22 protein-coding genes and 3 tRNA genes are annotated in these 24,521 nt (G+C 58.6%); 10 read left to right on the forward strand and 15 right to left on the reverse strand.

Features of this window, described 5'->3' with window-relative positions:
* Positions 1–162: 162 nt before the first annotated feature.
* From I2I05_RS15365 to I2I05_RS15380, 4 genes are all read right to left on the reverse strand, one after another.
* Positions 163–234, reverse strand: a tRNA-Thr gene (locus I2I05_RS15365).
* A 13-nt stretch (positions 235–247) separates the two neighbouring features.
* Positions 248–320 (reverse strand) — tRNA-Gly (locus tag I2I05_RS15370).
* An 18-nt stretch (positions 321–338) separates the two neighbouring features.
* Positions 339–421: transfer RNA gene (locus I2I05_RS15375), tRNA-Tyr, on the reverse strand.
* Between the two features lie 170 nt (positions 422–591).
* Positions 592–3,180, reverse strand: a complete 2,589-nt coding sequence (locus I2I05_RS15380) for a M1 family metallopeptidase (RefSeq protein WP_196283142.1) — start codon at positions 3,178–3,180, stop codon at positions 592–594.
* A 97-nt stretch (positions 3,181–3,277) separates the two neighbouring features.
* Between I2I05_RS15380 and I2I05_RS15385 the strand changes: the two genes are divergently transcribed.
* The 3 genes from I2I05_RS15385 to frr all read left to right on the forward strand — a co-directional run bounded on the left by I2I05_RS15385 (position 3,278) and on the right by frr (position 5,285).
* Positions 3,278–3,781, forward strand: coding sequence for a biotin/lipoyl-containing protein (locus I2I05_RS15385; RefSeq protein ID WP_196283143.1), 504 nt, complete (start codon positions 3,278–3,280; stop codon positions 3,779–3,781).
* Between the two features lie 42 nt (positions 3,782–3,823).
* Positions 3,824–4,624, forward strand: a complete 801-nt coding sequence (pyrH, locus tag I2I05_RS15390; RefSeq protein WP_196283144.1) for a UMP kinase — start codon at positions 3,824–3,826, stop codon at positions 4,622–4,624.
* Between the two features lie 97 nt (positions 4,625–4,721).
* Positions 4,722–5,285, forward strand: a complete 564-nt coding sequence (gene frr / locus I2I05_RS15395; protein ID WP_196283145.1) for a ribosome recycling factor — start codon at positions 4,722–4,724, stop codon at positions 5,283–5,285.
* Positions 5,286–5,376: 91 nt separating this feature from the next.
* On the opposite strand, the gene nadD is transcribed toward frr, so the two are convergent.
* The 6 genes from nadD to I2I05_RS15425 form a co-directional block, all read right to left on the reverse strand.
* Positions 5,377–5,961: a nicotinate (nicotinamide) nucleotide adenylyltransferase gene (gene nadD, locus I2I05_RS15400; RefSeq protein ID WP_196283146.1), complete on the reverse strand. Its 585-nt coding sequence runs from the start codon at positions 5,959–5,961 to the stop codon at positions 5,377–5,379.
* Positions 5,958–6,542 (reverse strand): guanylate kinase, encoded by a 585-nt coding sequence (gene gmk / locus I2I05_RS15405; protein ID WP_196283147.1) that lies wholly within the window; start codon positions 6,540–6,542, stop codon positions 5,958–5,960. The genes nadD and gmk overlap by 4 nt, the downstream gene beginning before the upstream one ends.
* A gap of 29 nt (positions 6,543–6,571) precedes the next feature.
* Positions 6,572–6,871, reverse strand: a complete 300-nt coding sequence (locus I2I05_RS15410; protein ID WP_196283148.1) for a hypothetical protein — start codon at positions 6,869–6,871, stop codon at positions 6,572–6,574.
* 86 nt (positions 6,872–6,957) lie between these two features.
* A complete protein-coding gene (locus I2I05_RS15415) occupies positions 6,958–7,602 on the reverse strand; it encodes a sigma-70 family RNA polymerase sigma factor (protein WP_196283149.1) in 645 nt (214 codons plus the stop codon).
* Positions 7,603–7,889: 287 nt separating this feature from the next.
* A complete protein-coding gene (locus tag I2I05_RS15420; RefSeq protein WP_196283150.1) occupies positions 7,890–8,921 on the reverse strand; it encodes a glycosyltransferase family 9 protein in 1,032 nt (343 codons plus the stop codon).
* Entirely contained in the window at positions 8,918–9,682 is a 765-nt protein-coding gene (locus tag I2I05_RS15425) for a glycosyltransferase family 2 protein (protein ID WP_196283151.1), read from the reverse strand. Before I2I05_RS15425 ends, I2I05_RS15420 begins: the two co-directional genes overlap by 4 nt.
* A 276-nt stretch (positions 9,683–9,958) precedes the next feature.
* Here I2I05_RS15425 and I2I05_RS15430 point away from each other — a divergent pair, with 276 nt between their 5' ends.
* The gene (locus I2I05_RS15430; RefSeq protein WP_196283152.1) at positions 9,959–10,189 is read left to right on the forward strand and encodes a hypothetical protein; all 231 of its coding nucleotides are present in this window, start codon (positions 9,959–9,961) and stop codon (positions 10,187–10,189) included.
* 107 nt (positions 10,190–10,296) lie between these two features.
* Entirely contained in the window at positions 10,297–10,827 is a 531-nt protein-coding gene (locus I2I05_RS15435; RefSeq protein WP_196283153.1) for a GNAT family N-acetyltransferase, read from the forward strand.
* A 25-nt stretch (positions 10,828–10,852) separates the two neighbouring features.
* Here I2I05_RS15435 and I2I05_RS15440 read toward each other — a convergent pair whose 3' ends face one another.
* The 3 genes from I2I05_RS15440 to I2I05_RS15450 all read right to left on the reverse strand — a co-directional run bounded on the left by I2I05_RS15440 (position 10,853) and on the right by I2I05_RS15450 (position 14,601).
* Positions 10,853–12,934, reverse strand: coding sequence for an IPT/TIG domain-containing protein (locus I2I05_RS15440; protein WP_196283154.1), 2,082 nt, complete (start codon positions 12,932–12,934; stop codon positions 10,853–10,855).
* Positions 12,935–13,138: 204 nt separating this feature from the next.
* On the reverse strand, positions 13,139–14,116 hold the full coding sequence (locus tag I2I05_RS15445; RefSeq protein WP_196283155.1) for a glycoside hydrolase family 43 protein: 978 nt from the start codon (positions 14,114–14,116) through the stop codon (positions 13,139–13,141).
* Between the two features lie 74 nt (positions 14,117–14,190).
* Positions 14,191–14,601 carry a hypothetical protein gene (locus tag I2I05_RS15450; RefSeq protein WP_196283156.1) on the reverse strand — a complete coding sequence of 137 codons (411 nt, stop codon included), beginning with the start codon at positions 14,599–14,601 and terminating at the stop codon, positions 14,191–14,193.
* Positions 14,602–14,828: 227 nt separating this feature from the next.
* Between I2I05_RS15450 and I2I05_RS15455 the strand changes: the two genes are divergently transcribed.
* From I2I05_RS15455 to I2I05_RS15475, 5 genes are all read left to right on the forward strand, one after another.
* A complete protein-coding gene (locus I2I05_RS15455; RefSeq protein WP_196283157.1) occupies positions 14,829–15,623 on the forward strand; it encodes a S1/P1 nuclease in 795 nt (264 codons plus the stop codon).
* Between the two features lie 533 nt (positions 15,624–16,156).
* Entirely contained in the window at positions 16,157–18,166 is a 2,010-nt protein-coding gene (locus tag I2I05_RS15460) for a T9SS type A sorting domain-containing protein (RefSeq protein ID WP_196283158.1), read from the forward strand.
* A gap of 213 nt (positions 18,167–18,379) precedes the next feature.
* Positions 18,380–21,187 (forward strand): M36 family metallopeptidase, encoded by a 2,808-nt coding sequence (locus tag I2I05_RS15465; RefSeq protein ID WP_196283159.1) that lies wholly within the window; start codon positions 18,380–18,382, stop codon positions 21,185–21,187.
* A gap of 307 nt (positions 21,188–21,494) precedes the next feature.
* Positions 21,495–21,851 carry a glyoxalase superfamily protein gene (locus I2I05_RS15470; RefSeq protein ID WP_196283160.1) on the forward strand — a complete coding sequence of 119 codons (357 nt, stop codon included), beginning with the start codon at positions 21,495–21,497 and terminating at the stop codon, positions 21,849–21,851.
* Positions 21,852–22,041: 190 nt separating this feature from the next.
* Entirely contained in the window at positions 22,042–22,515 is a 474-nt protein-coding gene (locus I2I05_RS15475) for a carboxypeptidase-like regulatory domain-containing protein (protein WP_196283161.1), read from the forward strand.
* A gap of 396 nt (positions 22,516–22,911) precedes the next feature.
* Here I2I05_RS15475 and I2I05_RS15480 read toward each other — a convergent pair whose 3' ends face one another.
* Positions 22,912–24,285: a transposase gene (locus I2I05_RS15480; protein ID WP_196283162.1), complete on the reverse strand. Its 1,374-nt coding sequence runs from the start codon at positions 24,283–24,285 to the stop codon at positions 22,912–22,914.
* The coding region (locus I2I05_RS15485) for an integrase core domain-containing protein (protein WP_196283163.1) at positions 24,273–24,521 on the reverse strand (249 nt) is incomplete at its 5' end. The genes I2I05_RS15480 and I2I05_RS15485, both read right to left, overlap by 13 nt.

Consider the following 24,521-nt stretch of genomic DNA (forward strand, 5'->3'; position numbering starts at 1 on the left):
GAGTAAAAAAGAGGTGGTGAAGTGAATTTGAAGATAAAATCGGACCCTACAACAAGAAAGCGAGACTCAGCCCCTACGAAATAGAAAACTGTGCGTCGCTTACCTGAGAGAACCGCGCCCGCGGCCCGAAAATGGGAGCCGTAGGACTTGTAATATAATCTGAGCCATTTATGGGATTTGAACCCATGACCTCTTCCTTACCAAGGAAGTGCTCTACCACTGAGCTAAAACGGCTTATGCTAAAATGAGCGGGAGACGAGGTTCGAACCCGCGACCTGCAGCTTGGAAGGCTGCCGCTCTACCAGCTGAGCTACTCCCGCAGTTGGCCTATCAAAAAGTGGGGAGAGAAGGATTCGAACCTTCGAAAGTTTACACTAACAGAGTTACAGTCTGTCCCATTTGGCCGCTCTGGAACCTCCCCAATTTGTTGCTCGCTGGCCGATTGCCAAGAAGCGTTTCCCTTTCGTTTTGCTAGCCACCGTAGTAGTAGTGTTTCGTAAGGAGTCGCAAAATTAAGGGTTTTCTGACACCGAGCAAGCGATGAGGCGAAAAAAGGCGAGACTTTTTTCTAAAAAAGCCCTTCACGTGCTCTTACATAAGGTTATAAAATGCTTTGAGTCGGTCGTCGGTTTCTTTGTCGCGGATGTTTTGGAGCACCGCCTTCAAGGTGGGCGTGGTGGGGACGAGCAATGCCAGGCCGCGATAGGCACCCAAGCGAACCTCATACCGTGGGGCGGTACGAGCGTATTCTTCCAGAATTCTCAGGCCCTTATCGCGCTCCACGGGCGGGATGTGCGTCATTAGGGTGCCGAACGCTTGGAAGTAGGCGTAGAGGTCGGCTTCGGCCACATCGGGCAAGCGACGCAGAAACCAACCGTATTGGTCAAGCCCTCCATTGGAAGCGTAGTAACTGGCCACGGCCAGGATGAGCGGGCTGCTGCTAGTGTTGTCGAGCGCCGCCACTTGCTGACGAGAATTCTCGCTGGGCTTTTTGGCTAATGCCTCCACCGCGGCGGCCGCTACCAGCGCAGAACTGTCGGTGACGGCGGCGCCGTAAACGGGACCAAAATTGCCATCGGCAAAAGTAGCCAGGGTGGTAATGGCCTGGGCCCGTACGCGCGGATTGGGGTCGGTACTGGCAAGGCGTTGGATGTCTTTGCGCATGGCATCCGGCTCGGGGCCCCGGTAACGGCGAAGGTGGTCGAGAGCAGCACGACGGACGGCCCAGAACTTATCGTTCATGGCGTTGCGCAGCAAACTGCTCACGGTTAGTTCCGTGGTTTTGTTTTGCAGGAGTTCCATGGCCTCGGCCTTCTGCTGATAGCCGCGAGCGTGGTAGAACTGAAATATCAACTCCTCCTGCGTCCGGTCTTCCTCGAACTGGGCAAGAAGTTGGCTTTCGTTGTCGAATTTGACCAAGCTGGGCTTCTGATTGGCGGGCAGCACAAAGGTCTGGCTGGCTTTGGTAACGGTGATGCGGTGCTCGGTGGGCTGGTTGTTATTGGTCCAGACGGCGACAGTGACCGGAAGACGGTACACGGGTTGGAACAAGGTATCCTGTACTTGCTGCACGCGCACAGTGACCTGCCCGTTGGTGTACGAATGACTGATACGCAGCTCTGGGTGCCCTCGCTGCATGAACCACTGGTTGAAAAACCAGGTGAGGTCTTCGCCGGTGATTTCTTCAAAAGCCGTGCGCAGCTTGGAGATTTCGACGGCCGTGTGCTTGTTCTGCACCAAGTAGCGGTTCAGCGAGGCGAAAAAGGCTTCGTCGCCCACGTACTTGCGGAGCATGTGCAGCACGCGCCCGCCTTTGTCATAGGAATGACGGTCGAACATATCCTCGCGGTTGGTGTAGCGGTAGCGAATGAGTGGCTCGCGCTTGGCCAAGGCTTCTTCGAGGTAGTTATTGATTTTGGTTTCCTGCACGAAGCCGGCTTCGTCGGCGCCCAACTTAAACTCGGCCCAGAGAAATTCGGAGTAGTCGGCAAAGGATTCGTTCAGGGGCAGGTTGGCCCATGACTCGCTGGTGACGTAATCGCCGAACCACTGGTGGAACAGCTCGTGAGCGATGGTGGACTCTCCGCTCTGGTAATTGGCATCAATCAACTCCCGTCGGGTGGCTTGAATGGTGCTGCCGTGCGTGGTGGCCGTGGTGTTCTCCATGGCACCGCTCACGTAGTCGCGCACAGCTACCTGGGCATATTTGTCCCACGGGTATTCCAGGCCCAGCCGTTTGGAAAAGAAGTCCATCATCTCGGGCGTGCGTCCGAAGATGGCGCGGGCCGTACTGGCATACTGAGGCTCGACGTAGTAGTCGACGGGCTTGCCGTGCCAGGAGTCATTTACCACGGCGAAGTCGCCAACCACCATCGTGGCCAGGTACGGAGCGTGTGGCTCCTTGAGCCTCCAGGTATCGGTTCGGGTGCCGTCGGCGTTGGCTTTGGAGGACGTGAGCGTGCCGTTGGAAAGCGTTTTGAATTGCTTCTCCACCGTCAGGCTAATTTCCTGCGTCATGCGCTGGTTGGGCTTGTCAATGGTGGGAAACCAACAGGAATTGGATTCGGTCTCGCCCTGCGTCCAGATTTGGCGCGGCTTATTCTTCTCCGTCCCCAGTGGATTGATGAAGTACAGGCCTTTATCAGCGGTGATGGCCGCCGAGCCGCCCTGTGGCAGCTCGTTGGGCTTGGCCACGTACACGATGCGAACTTGGTAGGGCGTGGTCCGCGCGTACGGACGGTCGAGGGCAATGACGAGCTTGCGCTTGTTGTATGTATAGGTGAGGGCCTTGTTTTTCTTATCGCCGATAAGCTCGACTTTCTGAATATCGAAGCCCTTGGCATCAAGCACCACCTCGGATTGCGGGTAGAAATGCGAGCGCAGGGTAAGCACTGCCGTGCCCAGGAGGTACTGCTTTTTATAGTCGAATCGAACGTCGAGTTTGGTGTCAACCACATCCGTCAGGATGGTAGCGGCCGGTTGCAGCGGGGCTTCGGCCGGCAGCCACGAGGGCACCACCAACCCAGCAGAGACTGGCGCTGGGGCCGAAGCTGGCGCGGCTTTTTTGTGCACGGGCGCCTTGGTCCCAGGCTTCCGTGCCCCCGGCCCCGACGATTGGGCGGCAGCCAGTAAGTGAATAAACAACAGCAGGCTGGTGAAGCCCGGAACCAAATACCTCATGCCGACGATAACAGGCGAAAAACGCCTCAATTTCTGAATTAATTTGAGATTTGACCTACCTTTAACCCCCGCTTCCATCCCACCCTATCCGCTTCAGATGCTACAAATCAGCACCGGCCCCGAGCAACTCTGGGAAGTTGACTACCGCGCCGCCGATACTATCACGCTCAATGGTGAGCCTTTTGCCTGGGACATAGCGGATTTGGGCGAAGGCCGGTTTCACGTATTGCACGAAGGTCGCTCGTATAATGCGGAAGTTGTCTCAACGGATTACGCTACCAAGAATATTGTACTGAAAATAAACGGGCAGCGCATCGAGCTAAATGCCAAAGACCGGTTCGACCTATTGCTCGAACGCCTGGGCATGAGCAATGCCACCGCGGCCAAGGTCAACGAATTGAAGGCTCCAATGCCCGGCCTTATCGTCGATATTCGGGTAGCGCCCGGCCAGACCGTGCAGAAAGGCGACCCATTGTTGGTGCTGGAAGCCATGAAGATGGAAAATATCCTCAAGGCCCCCGCCGATGGCATCGTGGGCAGCCTCAAAGTGAACCTGCGCGACAACGTGCAGAAGGGCCAAGTGCTGGTGCAGTTCTCGTAACGCCCGTTATCAATCTATTCCGAATTACTCAACCACTTCGATTTGAAATACCACCGCATCCTTCTAAAGCTCAGCGGCGAAGCGCTAATGGGCCAGCAGCAGTACGGCATCGACGCCGAGCGGCTGATGCAATACGCGTCCGAAATTAAATCCGTGGCCGCAACCGGCGTGCAAGTGGCCGTTGTGATTGGCGGGGGCAACATTTACCGCGGCGTGCAGGCCGAAGCCTTTGGTCTCGACCGCGTGCAAGGCGACTACATGGGAATGCTTGCTACCGTTATCAACTCCATGGCCCTGCAAAGCGCCTTGGAAAAGCTGGAAGTAAGCACGCGCCTGCTGTCGGGCCTCACCATTCAGCGGGTGTGCGAGCCCTACATTCGGCGCCGGGCGGTGCGACACTTGGAAAAAGGGCGCGTAGTAATTTTTGGTGCCGGTATCGGTTCGCCCTATTTCACCACCGACTCGGCAGCTTCGCTACGGGCCATTGAGATTGAGGCCGACGTGGTGCTGAAAGGCACGCGGGTAGACGGCATCTACACCGCCGACCCGGAGAAAGACCCCACGGCCACGCGCTACCATGAAATCACCTTCGACGAGGTGCTGAATAAGAACCTGAACGTGATGGACATGACGGCCTTCACCCTGTGCAAGGAGAATAACCTCCCCATCATCGTGTTCGACATGAATACGCCGGGCAACCTGCAGCGCTTGCTCGACGGCGAGTCGATGGGTACGCTGGTAAGCGATGGAAACTCAAGCATCCGGGATGGGCGCAAACCGCTGCTGGACCCTAAGCAAAGCTTGCTGCAACCGCTGGTGGGCAACCAGCCAGAACAAGCCTAACTTTTAGTTGTCAGGTGCCAGTTGTTAGTTTGTAGCGACAAACGAATACCGGTGTTTGGCAATTGACAACCCACTACTACTGATACTACAAAACCAAATGGACGAAGAAATTCAGTTTTACCTCGACGAGCTTGCTGAATCAATGGGCAAGGCCCTGGCGCACGTAAACGTGGAAATGAGCCGCATTCGCGCGGGCAAGGCTTCGCCGGCCATGCTCGACGGCCTGCGGGTAGATTACTATGGTACTTCTACCCCCATCAGCCAGATTGCCACCATCACCGCCCCCGATGCCCGCTCGCTGCTCATCAAGCCGTGGGAGAAAAACATGATTGGCGAGGTTTCCAAGGCTATCAAGAACAGCGACTTGGGCCTGAACCCCGTGACTGATGCCGAAGGCGTACGCCTGAACATCCCGGCCATGACCGAAGAGCGCCGTCGGGAGCTGGTAAAACAAGCCAAAAACGAATCGGAAGCCGGCAAGGTGCGGGTTCGCGGCATCCGCAAGGATGTGAACGAGGCCCTGCGCAAGCTCCTGAAAGAAGGCGCTTCAGAAGACGCCGTTAAGAGCGCCGAAGAGAAAGTACAGAAAACGACGGATACTTACATTGCCGAAGTTGAAAAGACGCTCAGCAAGAAAGAATCGGAGATTATGACCATCTGATGGAATTGGTCTGCCACAAAAAAGCCCCGGTTGTGTTGCACAACCGGGGCTTTTTTGTTGAAATACCTCGCTTACGGAGCCTTGCATTGTATTACAGGTAGCTTCTTTGCGTTAAAAGTGCTTCCTCAACCGCATCAGGCACCAGGTAGCGGATGCTGTGGCCCGTGCGGAGACTTTCGCGGATGTAGGTGGCGGAGATATCCAGCAAGGGCGCCATTATTATCTGAACGCGGGGAAACGAGGTAAGTTCGGGCAACTCGGTGCCGGGACGCGGGTAGATGTAGATATCCACTTCGGACAGCAAACGGGCCGACTCGTGCCAGCGCGGGAGGCCCGGGAGGTTATCGGCGCCCATCAGCAGCACGAAGTCGTGCGCGGGGTGGCGCCGCCGCAAAGCGTCGAGCGTGGCAATGGTGTAGCTGGGGCGCGGCAGGCTGAACTCGATGTCCTCGGCGCGGAGGCGCGGGTTGCCAGCCAAGGCCAAGTTCACCAAGTGCAGGCGCTCGGTGTCGGGCAGCAAATCTGTTGCCTCTTTGAAAGGGCTGTGCGGCGAGACGACGAGCCACACTTCGGCCAGGTCAGTGCGCGTGGCGAAGTGCTCGGCTAGGATGAGGTGGCCGATGTGCACGGGGTTGAACGAGCCGAAAAGCAGGCCTATTCGAACTTGCCCGTTCATACAATGGCCGGCTCGGCGCTGATGAACTGCCGCACTAGCTTTTCGGCGTGGTCCGTGGCCTCGTCGAGGTCGTCGTTGACCACGGTTACATCGAATCGGTCTTCGAATGCTAGTTCAAAGTTGGCTTTGTATACCCGCGAAGAAATGCTGGATTGCGAGTCGGTGGCACGGGCCTGCAGGCGCTGCTCAAGGACTTCAATGGACGGGGGGCGGACAAATATCGCCAAGGCCCGGTCCTTGTAAAACTCTTTGATGCTGAGGCCACCTTTCACGTCGACATCCAGAATGGCGTGCTTGCCGCTGTCCCAGATGCGCTCGATTTCAGACTTCAGCGTGCCGTAAAAAGCACCTTCGTACACTTCTTCCCATTCCACAAATTCGTCATGCCGAATCTTGTCCTGGAAATCCTGAACGGAAATAAAGTAGTAATCCTTTCCATTGGCTTCGGTGCGGCCACGGCGGTCGCGGGTGCACGCCGAAATGGAAAAACTTAGCTCGGGCAACCGCTGCATGAGCCGATGCACGATAGTGGTTTTTCCGGCGCCGGAGGGCGCCGAAAACACAATGATTTTGCCTTGCATCGCGCAAAGCTAGCCAGTAGCGACCGGTATTAGGCCATTTCGGCGCTCACGCGGGCCAAAATGGACTCCTGTAGGCTCGCGGGGCTGGGGCGCCGAGACAGGCCCTTGTTCAGGAAGCCGATGAAAATGCGCTGCTTCTCGATGTCGTCGAAACAGGGCGAGCAGTCGTTGGCGTGGTCGTAGAGGTAGTCCTCGTCTTCCGCCGTCACGGGCTGGCCTTCGATGAGTTGGTCTAGTACAGTATTCACGCGTTCGCAGTCGGTGCCGTTGTCGGGGGTAGCAGCAACGGGAGCCGACGAATTGGTTTTTGTAGTAGCGGATTGGTCCATAATTGTAAATGCGTGCAACGCGAGAAAAGGGTGATAGACAAGGGTCTGCAAAGCAAAGCTACACTCACATGTGCTTGCTGGGGAGGTTAATTATTTTCGGGCTCGGTTAGTTCCGTCTCGTCGTCTATTGCATCATTGCCATATCCCATTGACTGCGCGTATTTTTCCAGCTTATCCTTGAGGAAATTGCGGGCCCGGTGCAAGCGCGAACGGACCGTACCTATCGGAATGTCAAGCACTTTAGCCATTTCCTCATATGTAAATCCTTCTAGGTCGCAGAGGATGATAACCGTGCGGAAATCGACCGGTAAAGAATTTAGGGCACTAGCGACTTCGTCACCAATTAAATCGCGGGCCGACTGCTGGCGCATGTCGGACGACGAAGCCCCGATTTCGCCTTCCGCCTCTACATCGTCGGGGTTGTAGTAGCCTTCGATTTCACTGTAATCGACTTTGGCGGGCTGCTTGCTTTTCTTCCGAAAATCGTTGATAAACGAATTCTTGAGAATGCGAAAAAGCCAAGCCTTGGCGTTGGTACCGGGCTCGAAATACTCAAAAAAGCGGTATGCCTTGAGATAGGTTTCCTGCACCAAATCGTTGGCATCGTCCTCGTCGAGGGTGAGGCGATAGGCAAAGTTGTAGAGCGGGTCGAGCACGGGCATCAGCTCGGCCTGAAAGCGCCGGTCCTTTTCCTCTTTGCTCAGTTTGACCCGTTCGGGAGAATCGCTCATAGTGGGCGGGGGAAATTGTAGGCCGAAACCTACGAAATAATAGCTAATTAGGAGAAATCTGACTGCAAGAACTGCTACATGCGGTGGCTGGCCTTATGGCTTCGCGTCAAACAACCACAAACCAAAGCATTTGGGAGATAAATCGTCCTTTTGAGAACAGCTTAGCACATGAAATACTGCCCGATGTACGGATTACCGCGCTGCGTAGGTTGCGCGCCGTGGCAATAGGCAAAAGACAAACGGTACAGAATAGCTTTTGTTTGTACCCGAATGGCATTTCCCTAACGCTAAAATAGCGGCGGCCAAGCCAGCACGCGCGCCGCCACGGCAACCGGCTCGATAGCCCGAATGCAGCGGCAAGCCGCTGGCTGGGTGCGGCAGGCCTCGCAATTCGGCTCCTCGAACACCATGTAGTCGGCGTGCTCACCCAGCGGACCCCAGCGGCCGGGGTGCATGGGACGGATGAGCGGGTACAGGCCCAGGGCGTGGCGGCCAAGTGCCGCAGCCAAGTGCAGCGGGCCGGTGCTGCCGGCTACGAGGCCGTCGGTGGCGGCGATGAAGGCCAAGAACTGCGGCAGGCCGAGCTTGCCGGTGAGGTCGGCCGCAAGAAAGGCGGCGTTTTGCTGAAGCCAATCGGCTAGCTCCTCCCCTTCTGCGGCGGTTCCGGTCACGAAAACGCGGTGCCCGGCCTGGTGCAGCAGCCGAGCCAGCTGGCCGAAGTTGTCTAAGCCCCACTCCCGGGCGCTACCACGGCTGCGCGGATGCAGAATGACGTTTAACCGGCCGGGCCGACGGTCTCGTAAAAGTGCCTGCAACGGTGCGGACAAGGATTCGAGCGAATGCAAGCGCACCAACTTTGCTACCTCCACCAATGCCGGTACTGCGGCGAAGCCCAATGGCTGAAGCAATTGCAGGTTTAGTTGCGCTTCGTGCAGGGACGAGTGGCGGCGGCTGAGGGCAACCAAGCGGTTGCAGGTGAGCCAATGCTGCCAGCGGTTGCGAGTGCCAATGCGAACGGGAATTTTAGCCTTTTTGGCTAGGCGCGCCAGGGTCTTGTTGGGAAAGACATGGACGATGGCGGATGCGGCGAAAGCTTGCAGGGTGGCTACTTGCGCCGCTTCGGGCTGCTTCAGCAAATCATCCAGATTCAGAAAATCATCAACCCACGGGCAAGCCGCCGCAATCGGCGCGGTGTAGGTGCGGCCGATAAACACCACCCGGCAGTTGGGGAACATGCGCTTGAGCTGCCCGGCCACCGGCAGCGTGAGCACTACATCACCAATGGCATCGGTGCGGGAGATGAGGAAGGTCTGGCTCATGCTTCGGCGCTTTCGGTGCGGGTTTTCAGCTTGGCGAATTTCAGAAACACGCCCCAGGCCGAGATGCCGGCGATGCAGAGGCCGGCAAAACCGTCGAGAAATCCCAGCCGAAAGAAGTAGCCGTGCACGAACTTCCAGAGCGGCTTCAGCAGCAGGTGGAAGAGGTTGACGTTGGTTTTGCCGCGCAGGGCCAGCTCTTGGGCGGTGATGCTGGTAAACTTGTTGAGCTGGCTGACGTGCTGGGCAATGGAGTAGTAGCTGTAGTGCAGGGCATCGCCGGCGAGCTGGCCGGTGGTTTGGCCGGGATTCACTTCGTAGCGCTCGTGGAGCAACAGGCCGGTCCAGCGGCCCAGGCGGCGGTCGTAAAGGCGCAGTTTGCGGTCGGGATACCAGCCGCCGTGGCGCACCCAATGGCCGCAGTAATTGGTGAGGCGCGCGAGGCTATAGGCGGCGTGCTGCCAGTGCTGTTTGGCCGCGCGGATGGACTGGCGCAGTTCGTCGGTGAGCACTTCGTCGGCATCGAGTTGCAGAACGTGGTCGAATGCGGCCTGCGCGGTGGCGTAGTTTTTCTGCTCCACGTAGCCGGCGAAGGCGTGCTGAACGACACGCACGCCGTGCTGTTGGCAGATTTCGACGGTATTATCCGTCGAGAAAGAATCGACCACCACTACGTCGTCGGCCACATCGCCCAGCGCCTGGAGGCAGCGGGCAATATTGGCCGCTTCGTTGAATGTGATGATGACGACGGAGAGAGAAACCACGCAGGAAAAGCCAGAAGACAATGTAAGTATGGGCAAAGGTAATGTTGAGTCAAAACGGCGCGGCATAATGCGGGAAAAGTGCGCTTCGCTGCCTTAAAATTGAACCACAACCCTTAATGCCTGCTGATACAATAGATAGAGTAGTCCGGCATCAACCCGTTTCGTTTATTCACACTTCTAACACAGGTGCTAATTCGCCGTAAGCAAAGAGTACAATTTCGGGCATCGCAACCCGGTCTCCGTGCGTAACTTGCGCCTCAATTCGTTTTCCCACACATGAAAAAAACGCTTTTTCCCGGCCTGCTGGCCGCTGCCCTCATTGCCTTCACGCTGCCATCGTGCGGTCCTTCGACGGGTGATACCAACGAAGACATTGTCACTACCAAGTTGCCGCCATTGCCGTCGGCTCCCGACACCACCGCTGGCGCCAAGCAACCCGAAGCCTACCGGGAGCTGAACTCGGTGAATGCCACCGAGGACATCAAAAAGATGCAGCCTCAGATGTAACCTGCGAGTTTCTGCTCTCAACTTAATAGATGCATAATTGGGGCCGTTGCTGCTGAGGCGGTGGCGGCCCGGTTTCTTTTGGTGCGGCCTGGCCGGCGCTTTTTTTTATGGAAAACAACATCGTATTGCGCCGCGGGGTAGAAGCCGATTTGCCCCAGGTTTTGGCGCTTATCAAGGAACTGGCGGAGTACGAACGTGCCCCAGAGGCCGTGACCAATACCCTGGCCGACATGCAACGCGACGGATTCGGGCCCGCGCCCATTTTCAGCTTCTTCGTTTTGGAAAACCAAACCGCTGAAATAATCGGTCTTGCGCTGTTTTACACGGCTTATTCCACTTGGAAAGGCCGCATGCTGTATCTCGAAGACCTGGTGGTGACCGAGGCTGCCCGCCGTGGCGGCTTTGGCCGGCTTCTATTCGATGCCGTGGTGGCCGAGGCCCGCGCCACGGGCGCCGTGCGCATGAAGTGGCAGGTGCTCGACTGGAACGAGCCGGCCATTGCCTTCTACAAAAAACTGGGTGCCAACATTGAGGGCGAATGGCTGAACGGCAACCTCGACCACGCGCAACTGGCCAGCTACACCGTGGCGGCCGCAGCAGAAGCAGCCGCCGCGCCAACTTCAGCCCGCGACTTCTAAATCAGCCATTCCAGAAGCCTCCGGTTTACAGCCGCACAAATTTGCGGCTGCCGGTATTGCCCTGCGTGTCCTGCCAACTCAGGATGTAGAAGCCCGGAATGAGGCCGGCCACATTCAAGGGCAACACGTTGAGGCCGGCGGTGGTGGCCACGCTTTGGGTGAGCACACGCCGGCCCAGCGCATCATAAAACCGGAATACTACGGCGCCGGTCATGGCAGCGGGGTACTGCAGGTCCAATTTTTCGCCCGTCACGGGATTGGGAAAAATGGACACGGCCGCACTGGCGCCTTCACTGGTCAGCACCTCGGGCGCCACGCTGTCCTGCGAGCCATCGGGGCGGGTCAGCAACAGGCGGTAGTTATAAAGTCCGGCGGGCACCTGCGTATCGAAAAACTGGTACTGGCCCGACGGTGGCTGCGTGGCCACGGTTCCAACCTGGGTCCAGGCAGTGGTATCGCTGCCCAGGCTGCGTTCCACCACAAAGTTGGTGACGAAGCATTCGTCGCGGGTGGTCCACGTCACGTTCACGCCCACGCCGCGGGTGTATTCGGCGTTGAAGCTGGTGAGGGGTGCGGGCAACATGGCGGGCCCGCCACACCCCAGGTTTTTGAAGCTCCGCACGCGCAGCACTTGCCGGCCGCCCGCCACGTCGCTCACGGGGTTGAGGCCCCGGTTGTTCTGGCCGCGCCCAATGGCGTAGTGCATCACCGCGCCGGGCAGGATGAGGTGCCCGAGCTGGTGGGCGTGGCCCAACTCGTGCACAACCACCGTTTCAAAATCAATTTGGTTGAGGGTGCCGAGGGCGGGCGCTGGCCCGAATTGGAAGATGGCGGCATCGTCGTACTGCATGTCTACTTCCTTCACCCAAAAAACAACCTCGCCACTGGGCGCGTAGCACCCGCGGTAATAGGTAATGGTGCGGCCCAGCACGCGTTCGGGCAGGTCGGCTCCGTTGTCGAAGGCCACCACGTTCTGGTCGTCGTCGGCAATGGTGTTTGTGGCAAACGGAGTGCCCACTTCCCAGTTGATGCCCGTCGAGCATCGCCAGGTGATGAGGGCCCGCTGCATGGCCGCCACAGCCGCCGCATTGGCCACAAAGTTGGGGCTGAAGCGGAAACTGATGCCGCCCGAAGCATTTTGCGCAATGTGGTTGGGCCGCTGCAGCAAAGTCCCATCGGTGCTTTCCACGTTGGTCAGGGCGTAGATGATGGTAACCGAACTGGCGCTCTCGCCCGCTAATTGGTCGTTGGTGGTCACGCGCACGGGGCCGGAGCCCGCCGGATGGCCGTTGGAAACGGGCTGGCCGCCGTTGGCCGCCGAGGGCACCCGCACCTGGATACGCGTATTGGTCCATGTGATGTAGTCCGTGGTGCGGGCCTTCACGCGGGTGGCACCGCCGTCGTCGGCGTTGCGAAACTCTACAAAACCATTGCCGCGGGTGTTGCCGAATCCATCGCCGTTGATGGTGAGTACTGCCTCAGCCCCCGCGGGCAGGCTTTGGGGCGTGAAATTGTTGATAACGGGCGCCAGCGAACCGCGCAGCAATGCTGGCGCAGCAGCACGCAGCGCGGGGATGGATTGCAATACCCGACGCGCCTGCCCCGTAAACTGACTTGCTACTTTGTAGAAAGACTCATCCAGCGCCGGATAGGTGCGAAAAGGCTCGGCCGCCGTTCCATCGACCAAGTTGAATTTGATAAATCCTTGCTCGCTGCCAAACGGCGTCCAAGTGCGGCTGGCCGAGGCGGGCAGCCCGGCCCAAGGCGCAGGAGTCAGAAAGAAAATCCCCACCTGGCCAGGGGCTAGCTGCAGCGTGCTGCTGAGCACCTGTTGGTCGAGGCCCAACCGGCCGCCTTCTGTGATGAGGGCCAAGCCAGTCGTGTCGGCCACCTGGCCTTTCAGCAACGAGAACACGCGCAAGCGGTGGCGGGTGAAGAGCCGGGCGTGACTGGCGTCCCAGAAGCTATGGGCGTCGAGCACCTGAGCTTCAACCACCAGCGCCGACTCCTGCGCCCGGCGTGCGGGCTCAATCGGCAGCATCAGGCACTGCGTTTCGGGCAGTGGCCCCTGGGCCCAGCCCTGCCCACTGCCGAGCAAAGCCAACATTGACATTACACCCAAACGATATATCCAAAATCGAATACCCGAGAACCCAAACTCCATAGAAAAGACGGAAAAACGCGTGCTACCGAAAGTACGAAAAACACCCAGCCAATGGCTTGAATAAAATTAAAATGAATTTCGCCGATTCTTGTTTGCAAAAAGCAAGTGGGCCAAGCACCTTTCAGGTAGTCGTCGCTCGCTTTCCGGCTATTGCCCGATGGGTGCTGGTTGCGGTTGCCAAGAGGGCGAACCGCCCTTGACCACGGGCCAGCCATCAGCGTATTCCAGTTTATCCAGCAGCAGAATGCGCCGCGAATAACCCTCAGAATCGTCGATGGCGTTGAAGGTGGGCCGGCGCGGGTCGATGGCGTGGTAGGCCAGCCAGTCCTGGCCCGCCGCATCGGTTACCACGCAGTTGTGGCCGGGTGCCTGCCAGTAGGTGTTGGCCGCGAGCAGGGCGCTGTGTGGGTTATTGGTGGCGGCAGCGAAGGTTTCGAAGGGGCCGGTAGCGTGCCGGGCACGGGCCACCAGCACGGCGTAGTGGGCCTTGGCCCCGCAGCAGTTATCGCCTGAGAAAAACAGATAGTACCAGCCATCGCGGTAGTGCACCCAGGCGGCCTCCACTAACCGGTGGTAGTCGTCGGGGTCGTGGGATAGGCTGGGGTGCACCACGGCCCGGGCCGCGCTGCCGGGTTGGAAGCCCAGCCGGTCCTCGGCCAATTCCTGCACCCAGATGGGCCCAAAGCCCGAACCCCAATACAACAACCGCTGCCCGGTGGCCGGGTCGTCGAAGGCCATGGGGTCGATGCAGGTGAAGCCGGGCCCGGGCAGCAATGGCTGGCCGCTGTCTACGAAAGGGCCGGCGGGCGCATCGGCCACGGCCACGGCCAGGCTGAAGTAATCGGTACCATCGGGCCGGGCCGAGTAGTAGAGGTAAAAGCGGCCGGCGTGCTCGCTCACGTGGGGCGCCCATATTTTCTGGCTGGCCGTGGCCCAGCGGGGCTTCTCGGGCAGGCCTTCGCCCAGGTAGTCCCACTGAATTAAATCCCGGGAGCGCGCTACTTGCAGGTTGATGATGCGGCCGGCCCGCTTGGTTTGGGTGCCGTAGGCGTAATACCAGCCGTTGGTGGCGCGGATGATGGTGGGGTCCGGAAAATTTTCGTCGATAACGGGGTTGGTATACATCGGCAGCAAACAGTTAGGCGTGAACAACAAGCCAGCACATCCCTGCGCGTTTACTCCGTGCTCCCCCTCGTGGCTTACTGGTAACTGCGAACGAGGGGTTGCTGTTGCTGCAGCCACACGTAGGCCGAGGCAACATCATCGAACGTGCCCACGCGCGGGGCGTCGATGGCGTGCACGATGGTTTCGACCGACTGGCGGGCCAGCAGGCTGGGCGGCAGCACCCAGGCCAGGTATTGCAGACCCGTGAGCCGCATTTCTTCCAACCACCACGCGCTCCAGGCCGTGAGCTTCATGGTGGTGTGCGTGATGCCGGAGTTGTCGTTAAGAATCTTGTGGCAGGGCCACGCCCGCAGGCTGGTCAGCATCTGTTCACAAGCCACCTGCGACGATTCCTGGTTGTGTACCCCTTTCCAGTCCACGTAGAGCCAGTCCATTTCAGTATCGTAGCCAATAAACAACTCGGGCGAATCAACAATAACTTCCAACTGCATAGAGGCTCATGAACTGCCCCGAGTAGCAGGGCAATTGAGCTGTCAAATTTACGCTCGCAAACCCCTTACAATGCAAGGATTTGTATACCGAACGGCGCGCTATTAAGGCCGGCCGGGCCCGGCGGATGCCCGCCAGCCCTAGCTTTGTGGTCCTGCTTCTCGGCAGCAGGCTGGTTTTACTTCCGTAAAGTTCTTTTTTTCCGCCATTTCCCCCTTCCCTGATGTTTAGAAAAAGCATTGTCCTACTGGTTTTGTTGTGTGCTCCTTTTAGCCTGCTGGCGTGGGGCACCATTGGCCACCGGGCCGTCGCCAAGATTGCCGAAAACCACCTCACGTCCTCGGCCAAGCGGGAAATCGCCCGGATTCTGGGCACCGAAACCCTGCCGCTGGTCAGCACCTGGCCCGATGAGATTCGCTCCGACCCGCAGTACAAGCAAACAGGCCCGTGGCATTACCTCAACGTGGCAGCCGGCCTCGACTTCCCGGCCTTCGTGGCCCAGCTCACTGCGGCCCCTGCCCCGGTTCCCACCAACGCCTACAATGCCCTGCTGCAAGTGCGCCAGGACCTGAAAGACCCAAAGAAAACGGACGCTGAAAAGCTGTTCGCTCTGAAATTTGTAGTGCATTTGGTGGGCGACATCCACCAGCCCCTGCACGTGGGCCACGGCGAGGACCGTGGGGGCAACAGCATCCAGGTGAATTGGCGGGGGCGCGACACCAACCTGCACAGCATTCTGGACGGCGACTTGGTGGAATACCCGGGCTTTAGCTATTCCGAAATGGCGACGGCTTACGACCGGGCCACGCCCCCCCAAATCAAGCAATGGCAGAAAGACGATGTGGCCACCTGGCTGTTCGAATCTTACCAGTTGTGCACCCCGATTTATGCCGCGGCGGCCACCAGCCCCAAGTTTGATTACCACTTCTACCCGGCCTTTGGGCCTTCTGTGGAACAGCAAATTCTGAAAGCCGGCATTCGGTTGGCAGGCGTCCTGAACGAAGCATTTGACAAGTAGCGGCACTTCGCTCCTGTTTTCACCCTGAAAAAGCCCCGATTGCGCCCGTGCAGTCGGGGCTTTTTCAGGAGTTGGGGAAGCATTTTGAGTGGCTAAGCGCCTTAAGCAGAGCCAACCCTCACATTATAAATATTCTTACCTAATCAAATTCCTACAACTCTCCTATTAAGTGTCGGACCGGGGTTTTATGACTTAACCATCTTGCCCGACCAAAGGCATAATTAGGGCATCTGAGAAAAATCCGATTTTAATTTCAGGAAGTTGATTTTCTGGCAAACAGCGTATTCATCAATAACTATTCGATAAAATTTTATCAGTTTTCTACCACACCAGAACCGCTTTGGCATCTGACTTTAGGAGGAGATTAAAATTGGAACAAGCCAATCCGTCGGCTGGCAGCTTTCCGGTGGGCAGCATACTCCTTATTTAGCAGATAAGTAAGATATTGTACGTCTAAATCTGCTGTCTACCATGGAGCAAGGCTTGCTGCTGGTCTGGAATGCGCTGCTTATTTCTTCCCTCTTTCTTTATTTATGACAAAATCTTACACTCGGACTACTTGGGCGCGTTGCCTGCAAAAACTCGGTTTGGCGGCGCTGGTAATGGCCGGCACGGCGGGGGCGGCCCAAGCCCAAACATCGCCGCCGTTTGCAAATGACATTGCGGTAGTCACCGTTTATACCCTTGGCAAAATTGCTACCCCGCGCGCCCTGCCCCAGCAAGTAAGAGCCTACATCTCGAGCTTGGGCACGGCGGCGCAACAGAACGTCGTCGTCACGCTGTCAATCACGGGCGCCAATACCATTACCGAAAGAGTAACCGTGGCCGCGCTGCCGGCCGGCGCCCGCGGCACGGTCACCTTCCCCGCTTTGCCTGCCACCCTCACGCCCGGCACCAATACGGTTACGGTGAGCGTGGCCAATGATGAAAACAACGCCAACAACTCGGTGGCCGTGACGCAACTCGTAACCGCCGACCGCCTCAGCTACATTGACCCGGGCAAGGAAACCGACGGCGCGTTTAGCGGCTTTGGCAATGCCACCACGGTCTTCGCCACGAAGTACACCGTGCCGGGCACCGTGGCACTCGCCGAACAAGTCATCTCCTTCGGCAATACGGGCGCCACTACCCCCTTCCGGGCGGTGGTGTACGATGCGACTGGCACCGGCGGCCTTCCCGGCAAGGTGCTCTTCACCTCCGCCACGGAAAACCGGCCGGCCACGGGCGGTGACGTAACCGTGGTGCTGCCCGCGTTGCAGGTTTCCGGCTCGTTCTACGTGGGCGTGGTGGAAGCCGGCACCACCGGCCTCGGCATCGCCACCCAAACGGAAACGCCCCTGCGCGCTTCGACCTTCTATTTTTCTCCAGACGGGGCCAGTTCCTGGACCGATATGTCCGTGCAGTATCCACGCCGGCTGGCCATTGAGGTGAAGCTGGCACCGGCTCCAAACTGCGCCCAGCCTACGGCCTTGGCCGTGACCAACACCACCGCCAACACGGCCACGGTTTCCTTCACCGACGCCAGCAACTCGGGCAGCTATCGGATTATTTACGGCCCGGTCGGGTTTCAGCCCCTCACAGGCGGTACTACCGTTACGGCCACCACCAATCCGTTCACTATCACGGGCCTGCAGGCGGGCAGCAATTACCAAGTGTATGTGCGCAGCAATTGCAGTGCCGGGGGCACCAGCTTCATCACGGGGCCGGTAAACTTTAGCACGAGCTGCAACGCCGTGACGGCCGTTGCCACGTTCCCCTACGTGGAAAGATTTGACAACCTGCCCATTGGCCAGGCACTGCCCTGCGGCACCTCGGTACTTGATGCCAACAACGACCGCGCTACCTGGACGGTATCAAAAGCCAACCCCAACACGGGCACGAGCAGCCTGCGCTACACCGGCCTGACGCTCAACAACGTCGTGGCAGATGACTGGTACTTCCTCCCCGCGTTGGTGCTTTCTGCGAATTCGCGCTACCAAGTGGCTTTCCGCTACCGGGGCGAAGGCATCACCAACAGTCCATCAAGCTTCACCGAAAGCCTGGAAGTAACCTCGGGCACGGCGGCTACGGCAGCCGCGCAAACCAACGTATTGTATACCAACACGGCCATTACCAACACCGCGTATCTGCTGGCCAACGGGACCTCGACTCCGGTGGTAGCATTGCTGCCGGCGGGGGCCAGCACACAGTTTGTGGGCTTCCACGCCAAGAGCATAGCCAACCAAGGCAACCTCTACATTGATGACATTGCCGTGACCGCCACCACGGTTTCGGCCAACTCGGAAGCGCTATTGCGCGCCATCAGCGTGTTTCCCAATCCCTCGGCTACGGGCCGGTTCGACCTCGAAATTCACGGCGCCAAAGCCAAGGGTAGCCTCGGCGTGCAGGTCACGAATACCCTCGGCCAGCACGTGTACACGGGCTCGGCCCGCGACAATTACACCAACCGGCTTGAATTAACCAGCCTGGCTCCCGGCATTTATTTCCTAACCGTGCGCAACGGCGACGAGCACATGACCAGCCGGATTAGCATTGTGAAATAAGCCGAGTTGCCTTTGAATTTCATTCCAAGCAACTTGCTAAAAGCTTGGCGCCAAAAAACTTTCTGCATTGAAGCCGGAGGTTTTACCTCAACACTAAACTTTTTTGAGCGCAGGATTATTCATCCTGCATCCAGTGCCTGAGGCACTTTGCGTTTCCACTTGCTACCGGCTACAGGCCGTAGACCAAGGTTTTTCTTCTCTTCCTCTCTATATATGACATTGAATCTTACTCCTTCCGGCTTCGGCAAGCTGGCGCTGGCCATTGCGCTGGCCCTACCAGCGCTGGCTTCGGCTCAGCAAGCTACTCCCACGGCGCAGGCGCTGGCCTCCTTTTCGGCCAAAGCCCGGGCGCAGAGCCGCCTGAGCGCCGCCGATGTGGCCAACCCCGTCGTAACCAGCTCGTACTTTGACCGCAGCACGGGCCTGACGCACACCTACCTGCAGCAGCGCGTGAATGGCCTCACGGTGTTCAACGCCAACGGCGCCGTACACACCGACCAAAGCGGCAAGGTGGTATTTTTCAACCAGGACTTCCTGGCAAATGCGGCCGCTGGGGCACCGTCGGCCACGCCGACGCTCACGGCCGAGCAAGCCGTGGGGGCGGCCGCCAAAAGCCTGAACCTGCCCCGCCCCGTGGCGCTGCAGAGACTGGTGGAAGGCCGGGCTGCCGATGGCATCGTCTTCAACAAAGGCGGCATCTCAGAAGAAAACATTCCGGTGCGCCTGATGTACGTCCGCATCGGCGATGAGCTGGTGCTGGTGTGGAACGTGGGCATTGCGCAACTCGACCAGCAGCACAACTGGAATGCGCGTATCGACGCGAAGTCGGGCCGCCTCGTGGACCGCAACGACTACGTGGTGAGCGAGCGGGCCTCTTTTCAGGAGCACGTGCTCCAAAACCGGGCCCGGCGTCAGCCGCTGACCACCACCCAAGCGGCAGCATTAAGCAAAGCGGCGGGCGCAAAAGGCACACTGGGAGCACCCAACAGCCTAACCGTGATTCCCGTGCCGTTCGAAAACCCCGACCTTTCGCCCCGGGTGGTGGTGCCCTTCAGCTCGGCCAACCCGCTGTACTCGCCTTACGGCTGGCAAGTGGGCGACAGCAAAGCGCCTGCTAACTTTTTTGCGGACAGCTACTCCCTGCTTTCGAGTGGCCGGCAACTGACGCGCGGCAACAACGTGGCTGCTTATGATGACAACATCACCATTACTTCCGGCAGCGGCAACCTTTCCTCCACTCTCAATTCGCCCGATGGTGGGCCCAACCGGGACTTCGACTTTCCTTTTGACCAGAGCAAGGGCGCCCGCAACCCCGGCAACTTGGCGGCGGGCACCACCAACCTGTTCTACTGGAACAACATGCTCCACGACGTGATGATGAGCAAGGGGTTTGACGAAGTTTCGGGCAATTTCCAGTATAAAAACATCACCAACCTGGGCCTGGGCAACGACTTTGTGCGGGCCGAAACCCAGGACGGCAGCGGCCGCAACAACGCCAACTTTTCGGCGCCGCCGGATGGCAACTCCGGCCGGATGCAGATGTATTTGTTCGACAACTCAGACAAAAATGAGTTGACCGTTACCGGCACCAGCAGTGCAGCCGGCACCTATGCCTTCGCCTCGGTCGCCTTCGGCCCCCGCCTCACCAAGCGCCCCCTGGCCGGCAAACTGGTTCTCGTGAACGACGGCGTATCGGCAAACGGCGGAGACCACGCCTGCGCTTCGCCCTTCGTGAATGCCGCCGCTGTAGCCGGCAACGTGGCCTTCATTCAACGCGGGGGCTGCCCGCAGCTCACCACGCTCAGCCCACGGGCCACCAACGCTTTTGCCACCAAGGTAAAACGGGCGCAGGCCAATGGCGCCAGCGCCGTCATCGTATTCGATTCCGTGGCCACCACCAACCTGACCAACTTCGGGGGCACTGATACCGTTGGCATTCGCATTCCGGCCATCTTCATTAGCGGGGCCGACGGCTTTAAGCTGCGGGCCGCCATACTGGCCGGCGCCACGCTCAACGTGGCCGCGCTGCTGGGCCCGGACTTTGACGGTGCCTTCGACAACGGCGTGGTTTCGCACGAATTCGGCCACGGCATTTCGACGCGCCTCACCGGCGGCCCCGCTAATTCGAGCTGTCTCAACAATGCCGATGGCAGCCAAACCATGGGCGAAGGCTGGAGCGACTTCTTTGCGCTCTGGATGACCACCCGCCCCGGCGACGATGGCCGAAATAGCCGCTACATTGCCACTTACGACAGCGGCGAGCCCTACAACGTGGGCCCGGGCTTCCGCAACAAACCCTACAGCACGGACTTCGCCAAGAATAACTACACTTACAGCCAAATCGGCAACGGAACGGGCCAATACCAAACCACTCACGCGGTGGGCGAAGTGTGGGCCACGGTGCTCTGGGATTTGAACTGGCAGTTCATTTACAAATACGGCTACAACGAGGATTTCCATGCGGCAACCGGCGGCAACAACAAAATGCTCAAGCTGGTGCTCGACGGTTGCAAACTGCAAGTCTGCAACCCCGGTTTCCTCGACGGCCGCGACGCACTCCTGCGTGCCGACTCCGTAACCAACCGCGCCGCCAATGCCGAACTGATTTGGAACGTGTTTGCGCGTCGTGGCATGGGCTTCAATGCCGTGCAGGGCACCCGCGTCAATGGCACGCCCAGCGTCGCGGGCGTTGTACAGGGATTTGACCTGCCGCCCGGCACCCGCCCAATTGCCTTGTCGAATAAAAACGGCATCACCACGCGCGGAGCCCTCGAAGCCTACCCGAACCCCGCACAGGACCTGCTCACAGTTCGCACCCAATTGACCAGCGCTGCTCCCATGCAAGTGACCGTGCTCGACTTGTTGGGCAAAATCGTCGTGCGCACGGCTTCCGTATCTGCCACCCAGATGCGGCAAAACGGAGTAACGCTCAACACCAGCCAACTGGCCTCCGGGGTTTACGTGGTTCGTGTCACCACCAGCGAAGGCACCTTAACCACCAAGGTTAGCATTCAGCACTAACCGGCGCGCAAGTCGTTATGTCAAAAAGCCCGGTCCCGGCCGGGCTTTTTTGTGCGCGCAGCAGTTTTGGATTGGCTTAACTTGCCTGCAATGCAAAATCTTATTGAACAAATATTTACCACTCCCTACAATCTCCTCCGTTGATTTTTCCAACCTTTACGTAAAGGCAAAATGACCCGGCACAACACCTGAGCATCAGTGCTACAGCAAAAGAATACGCGCTATATTTTATATTATTCTTCTATTGTTTAGTATCTAAGTATCAGCCACTATATTTGGTATCCCAGCGAGCTCTTCTGAACCACCCATGGTAACCCCTATATTCAGAGTTTTCGACTACAAAACGGCCATCGAATTCTACATCGATTGGTTGGGTTTTCACATTGACTGGGAAGAGCGGCCTAATGCCGGGCCTCTGTATATGCAGGTGTCTCGGGGCGATGTTGTGTTGCACCTCACCGGGCATCATAGCGACAGTTGCCCCGGCTCAAAAGCCATTGCCGAAATCAACGGTCTGCGGTCCTATCACCGGCTGTTGCTACAAAAGGATTATCCGTTTATGCGTCCCGGCCTGGAAAAAACCGCCTGGAACGAAAAAGTGATGCAGACCGAGGTAACCGACCCATTTGGCAATCGCCTTGTGTTTGTGGAGGCCTGCGGCTAACCCTCACACTGTATGGTAAACCCCGGTTTATCCGTCCCTTACAAAATACCTGCGCACCGTATTGCTTCCATCCTTGCTTAAAATGGAAACTTCCGCCCTTCAAACTGCGTGTTACTCCCAATCTACCCGCTGAGCCCTGAATTGACGGTGGGAATACCACGATTTTTTCCCTTTTGTTATCTCTTATTCTATGCGCCAATTTTTCCTTGCTACAGCCGCATTGTCGCTGTGGACTGCGTTGTCCGCAACTGCCCAAACCACCAGCACTGAGGGTTCCAAATCCGTCGCCAATCGTGAGCGCATTGCCCTTTCTACGCGTCCCGCAACCGATGCAGCTCCCATGCGCTTGGCCTGCGCACCCATCATCGGCAAAGTATATGACCCCAACGGCGACCCGTTGGTTGGCGCCACCTTGTTGATAAAAGGCACCCACCAAGTGTACGTTACTGACTCCGAAGGCAAGTTCATGTTCACCGAGCCCGTCTACGAAGGCCAAGTGCTAACCATTGGCGCCGCCGGGTATACCCCCCTCGATGTACCACTAACGGAATGCACATTGCCACGGTTGGTACTGGAACAGGCAGACGATGCCCGCATCAAACGCAATGGGAAGCGGGCGGGCCAAGTGGTTAGGCTTAACAACCGCAACACCAATCTGAAGTGAAGAAAATTATTGGCGAATCCATAGCGAGAAGCAGTCATCCCATCGAGACGAATGCAGAGGCGTTCTGAAACAGCTTGCTAGCGACTCGTGTTTTCTGCTGTTGCCCACTATCATTAGCGGCAAAACCATAGCAAAAGAAAAAGTCCCCAGAACCTGACTAGCAGCGTCTGGGGACTTTTTAGCGCTCCCTCCTGAACTCAAAGGCTTTCTGAACCCTGCTTAACCCTGCCATTGCCTTTGATAGTATTAGGGTTAAAGACGAGTCGCGTAAGAAATTTAAAGCGGCTTTCGGCATCCATTTTCGCCTAAAAGGGCACACCGGGCAGGCACACCACGTAATCGGCAATAGGCATAACTACCGTGGCTGTTGCAGAACTCGGTTTAGGTGGTTCCGTTTCAGCAGGGCCGCTTTCTAAGTGCTCGCGTTGGGGCTTTGGTGCGCCTATTTCGCTGCCCAGCTCGTGCATTTGCAGTCAGTATCGGCCTTGGCAGGGCAAGGGCCAGGCTCAACTGCCGTTTGGGCCGGTACCTCAGGAGCTTCTTGAGGTTGTAGGCCACGGCCGTGAGCAGCATGGTTTTATGGGCCCCGGCGTGGCCCCGCACGTTCATCCGGCGCAGGCCGTAGTGGTGCAGCAGATTCCCAAACACGGGCTCTACGGTGCTCTGCTGGACCCGTCGCATGCGCTGGCCCCGGCGGCTTTGCTGCCGCTGCCACGCCCGGCGGTACGGGGCGTCGTAGAGGGTGCGGGTGAGTTGCTTGCGCTTGGCCCCCGGCACACAAGTGGACTTGAGGGGGCACTGCTGGCAATCCGAGCAGGTGGCCCAGTAAATCTTGCGCCAGCCGCCGTCCGCGGCTACGTCGTATTTCCGAAACGAGAGGATTTTGCCGGCCGTGCACGCGTATGCGTCCGTTTGCGCGTCGTAGGCAAAGCCCGCAATTTCGGGCTTGTACTGGCCAAACACGGGAATCCAGGCCGTAATCCCTTGCCTTTCGAGCAGCGCGTAGTTGGCCCCGTTGGCGTAGCCAGCATCGGCCAGCAGCTCGCGCAGGCGCAGTTCCTGGGCACGCAGCCGGCGTTGCAGGCCGGTGAGCAGGCGGGGCAGATGCAGGCTGTCGCGGCGGTCGGCGAAGTCGGCCTGCACGTGGCGGATGACGCCGTGGGCGGTGTCGACCGCGAGGCTGCAGAGGTAGTTCAGGGCGCGGGCCTTGCCGGGCTTGACGGAAATGCGCGCGTCGGGGTCAGCGGGACTGTAGTGCGTCTTGTTGCTGAGCAGGCGCGCCTTGGGCTGCTGGGCGCCCGGCACGCTGGAGTGGGCGCCCTGCCGCGCCTGGTGAGCCGCCAGGTTGCGCAGCTGGTGCACGGGGGCCGTCACCACCGACGCCGCCGGGGCCGGCGGCGCGCTGCTTCCCGCCCGGTGCGGGCCCAGCGCCCCCGCGGCCTGCTTTTCCACCACCGCTTCGAGCGCCGCGTTGGCCTTGACGGGCGCCGAATCAACCGCCTGCGTGTCGCCGGCGACCAGGCCCCGGGCGACGCACTGGGCAAAGACGTGGTCGAAGAGGCGCTCGAACACCGCCGTCGGAAACAGCTGGCGGGTGCGGCTCACGGTCGAGTGCCAGGGCAACTCCTCGTCCACCTCGTAGCCGAGGAGGTAGAGAATGTCCAACCGCAGGGCGCAGTGCTCCACTAAGCGGCGGTCGCTGACCAGGTTTTCCAGCCGGCCCACCAGCACGAGCTTGAAGAACTGAGGTGGTCTAGCTAAGCCGGACACAATTGGGACGTGGTTTGGAGTTGGGATTCGAAGTGGTTGGGCGATTGATAGCCAAGCGCGGAATGTCGACGTTCGGCGTTGTAGTAGGCAATGTGGTGGCTGATTTCGAGCTTGGCTTCGGCCAGGCCGGGGAAGTGGCCGCCGTCCAGCAACTCCGCTTTGAAGCGGCTCCAAAACGATTCAGCGTGCGCATTATCGTAGCAGTTGCCCCGCCGGCTCATGCTTTGCCGCGCCCC

The organism is Hymenobacter jeongseonensis (assembly GCF_015694725.1).
GTDB classification, from domain to species: domain Bacteria; phylum Bacteroidota; class Bacteroidia; order Cytophagales; family Hymenobacteraceae; genus Hymenobacter; species Hymenobacter jeongseonensis.

What these genes read in the sequence shown, in the direction of transcription:
- I2I05_RS15380 (WP_196283142.1), bottom strand. Translation starts at nt 3,180, where the DNA reads ATGAGGTATTTGGTTCCGGGCTTCACCAGCCTGCTGTTGTTTATTCAC.
- I2I05_RS15385 (WP_196283143.1), top strand. Translation starts at nt 3,278, where the DNA reads ATGCTACAAATCAGCACCGGCCCCGAGCAACTCTGGGAAGTTGACTAC.
- frr (WP_196283145.1), top strand. Translation starts at nt 4,722, where the DNA reads ATGGACGAAGAAATTCAGTTTTACCTCGACGAGCTTGCTGAATCAATG.
- nadD (WP_196283146.1), bottom strand. Translation starts at nt 5,961, where the DNA reads ATGAACGGGCAAGTTCGAATAGGCCTGCTTTTCGGCTCGTTCAACCCC.
- gmk (WP_196283147.1), bottom strand. Translation starts at nt 6,542, where the DNA reads ATGCAAGGCAAAATCATTGTGTTTTCGGCGCCCTCCGGCGCCGGAAAA.
- I2I05_RS15410 (WP_196283148.1), bottom strand. Translation starts at nt 6,871, where the DNA reads ATGGACCAATCCGCTACTACAAAAACCAATTCGTCGGCTCCCGTTGCT.
- I2I05_RS15415 (WP_196283149.1), bottom strand. Translation starts at nt 7,602, where the DNA reads ATGAGCGATTCTCCCGAACGGGTCAAACTGAGCAAAGAGGAAAAGGAC.
- I2I05_RS15420 (WP_196283150.1), bottom strand. Translation starts at nt 8,921, where the DNA reads ATGAGCCAGACCTTCCTCATCTCCCGCACCGATGCCATTGGTGATGTA.
- I2I05_RS15430 (WP_196283152.1), top strand. Translation starts at nt 9,959, where the DNA reads ATGAAAAAAACGCTTTTTCCCGGCCTGCTGGCCGCTGCCCTCATTGCC.
- I2I05_RS15435 (WP_196283153.1), top strand. Translation starts at nt 10,297, where the DNA reads ATGGAAAACAACATCGTATTGCGCCGCGGGGTAGAAGCCGATTTGCCC.
- I2I05_RS15440 (WP_196283154.1), bottom strand. Translation starts at nt 12,934, where the DNA reads ATGTTGGCTTTGCTCGGCAGTGGGCAGGGCTGGGCCCAGGGGCCACTG.
- I2I05_RS15445 (WP_196283155.1), bottom strand. Translation starts at nt 14,116, where the DNA reads ATGTATACCAACCCCGTTATCGACGAAAATTTTCCGGACCCCACCATC.
- I2I05_RS15455 (WP_196283157.1), top strand. Translation starts at nt 14,829, where the DNA reads ATGTTTAGAAAAAGCATTGTCCTACTGGTTTTGTTGTGTGCTCCTTTT.
- I2I05_RS15460 (WP_196283158.1), top strand. Translation starts at nt 16,157, where the DNA reads ATGACAAAATCTTACACTCGGACTACTTGGGCGCGTTGCCTGCAAAAA.
- I2I05_RS15465 (WP_196283159.1), top strand. Translation starts at nt 18,380, where the DNA reads ATGACATTGAATCTTACTCCTTCCGGCTTCGGCAAGCTGGCGCTGGCC.
- I2I05_RS15470 (WP_196283160.1), top strand. Translation starts at nt 21,495, where the DNA reads ATGGTAACCCCTATATTCAGAGTTTTCGACTACAAAACGGCCATCGAA.
- I2I05_RS15475 (WP_196283161.1), top strand. Translation starts at nt 22,042, where the DNA reads ATGCGCCAATTTTTCCTTGCTACAGCCGCATTGTCGCTGTGGACTGCG.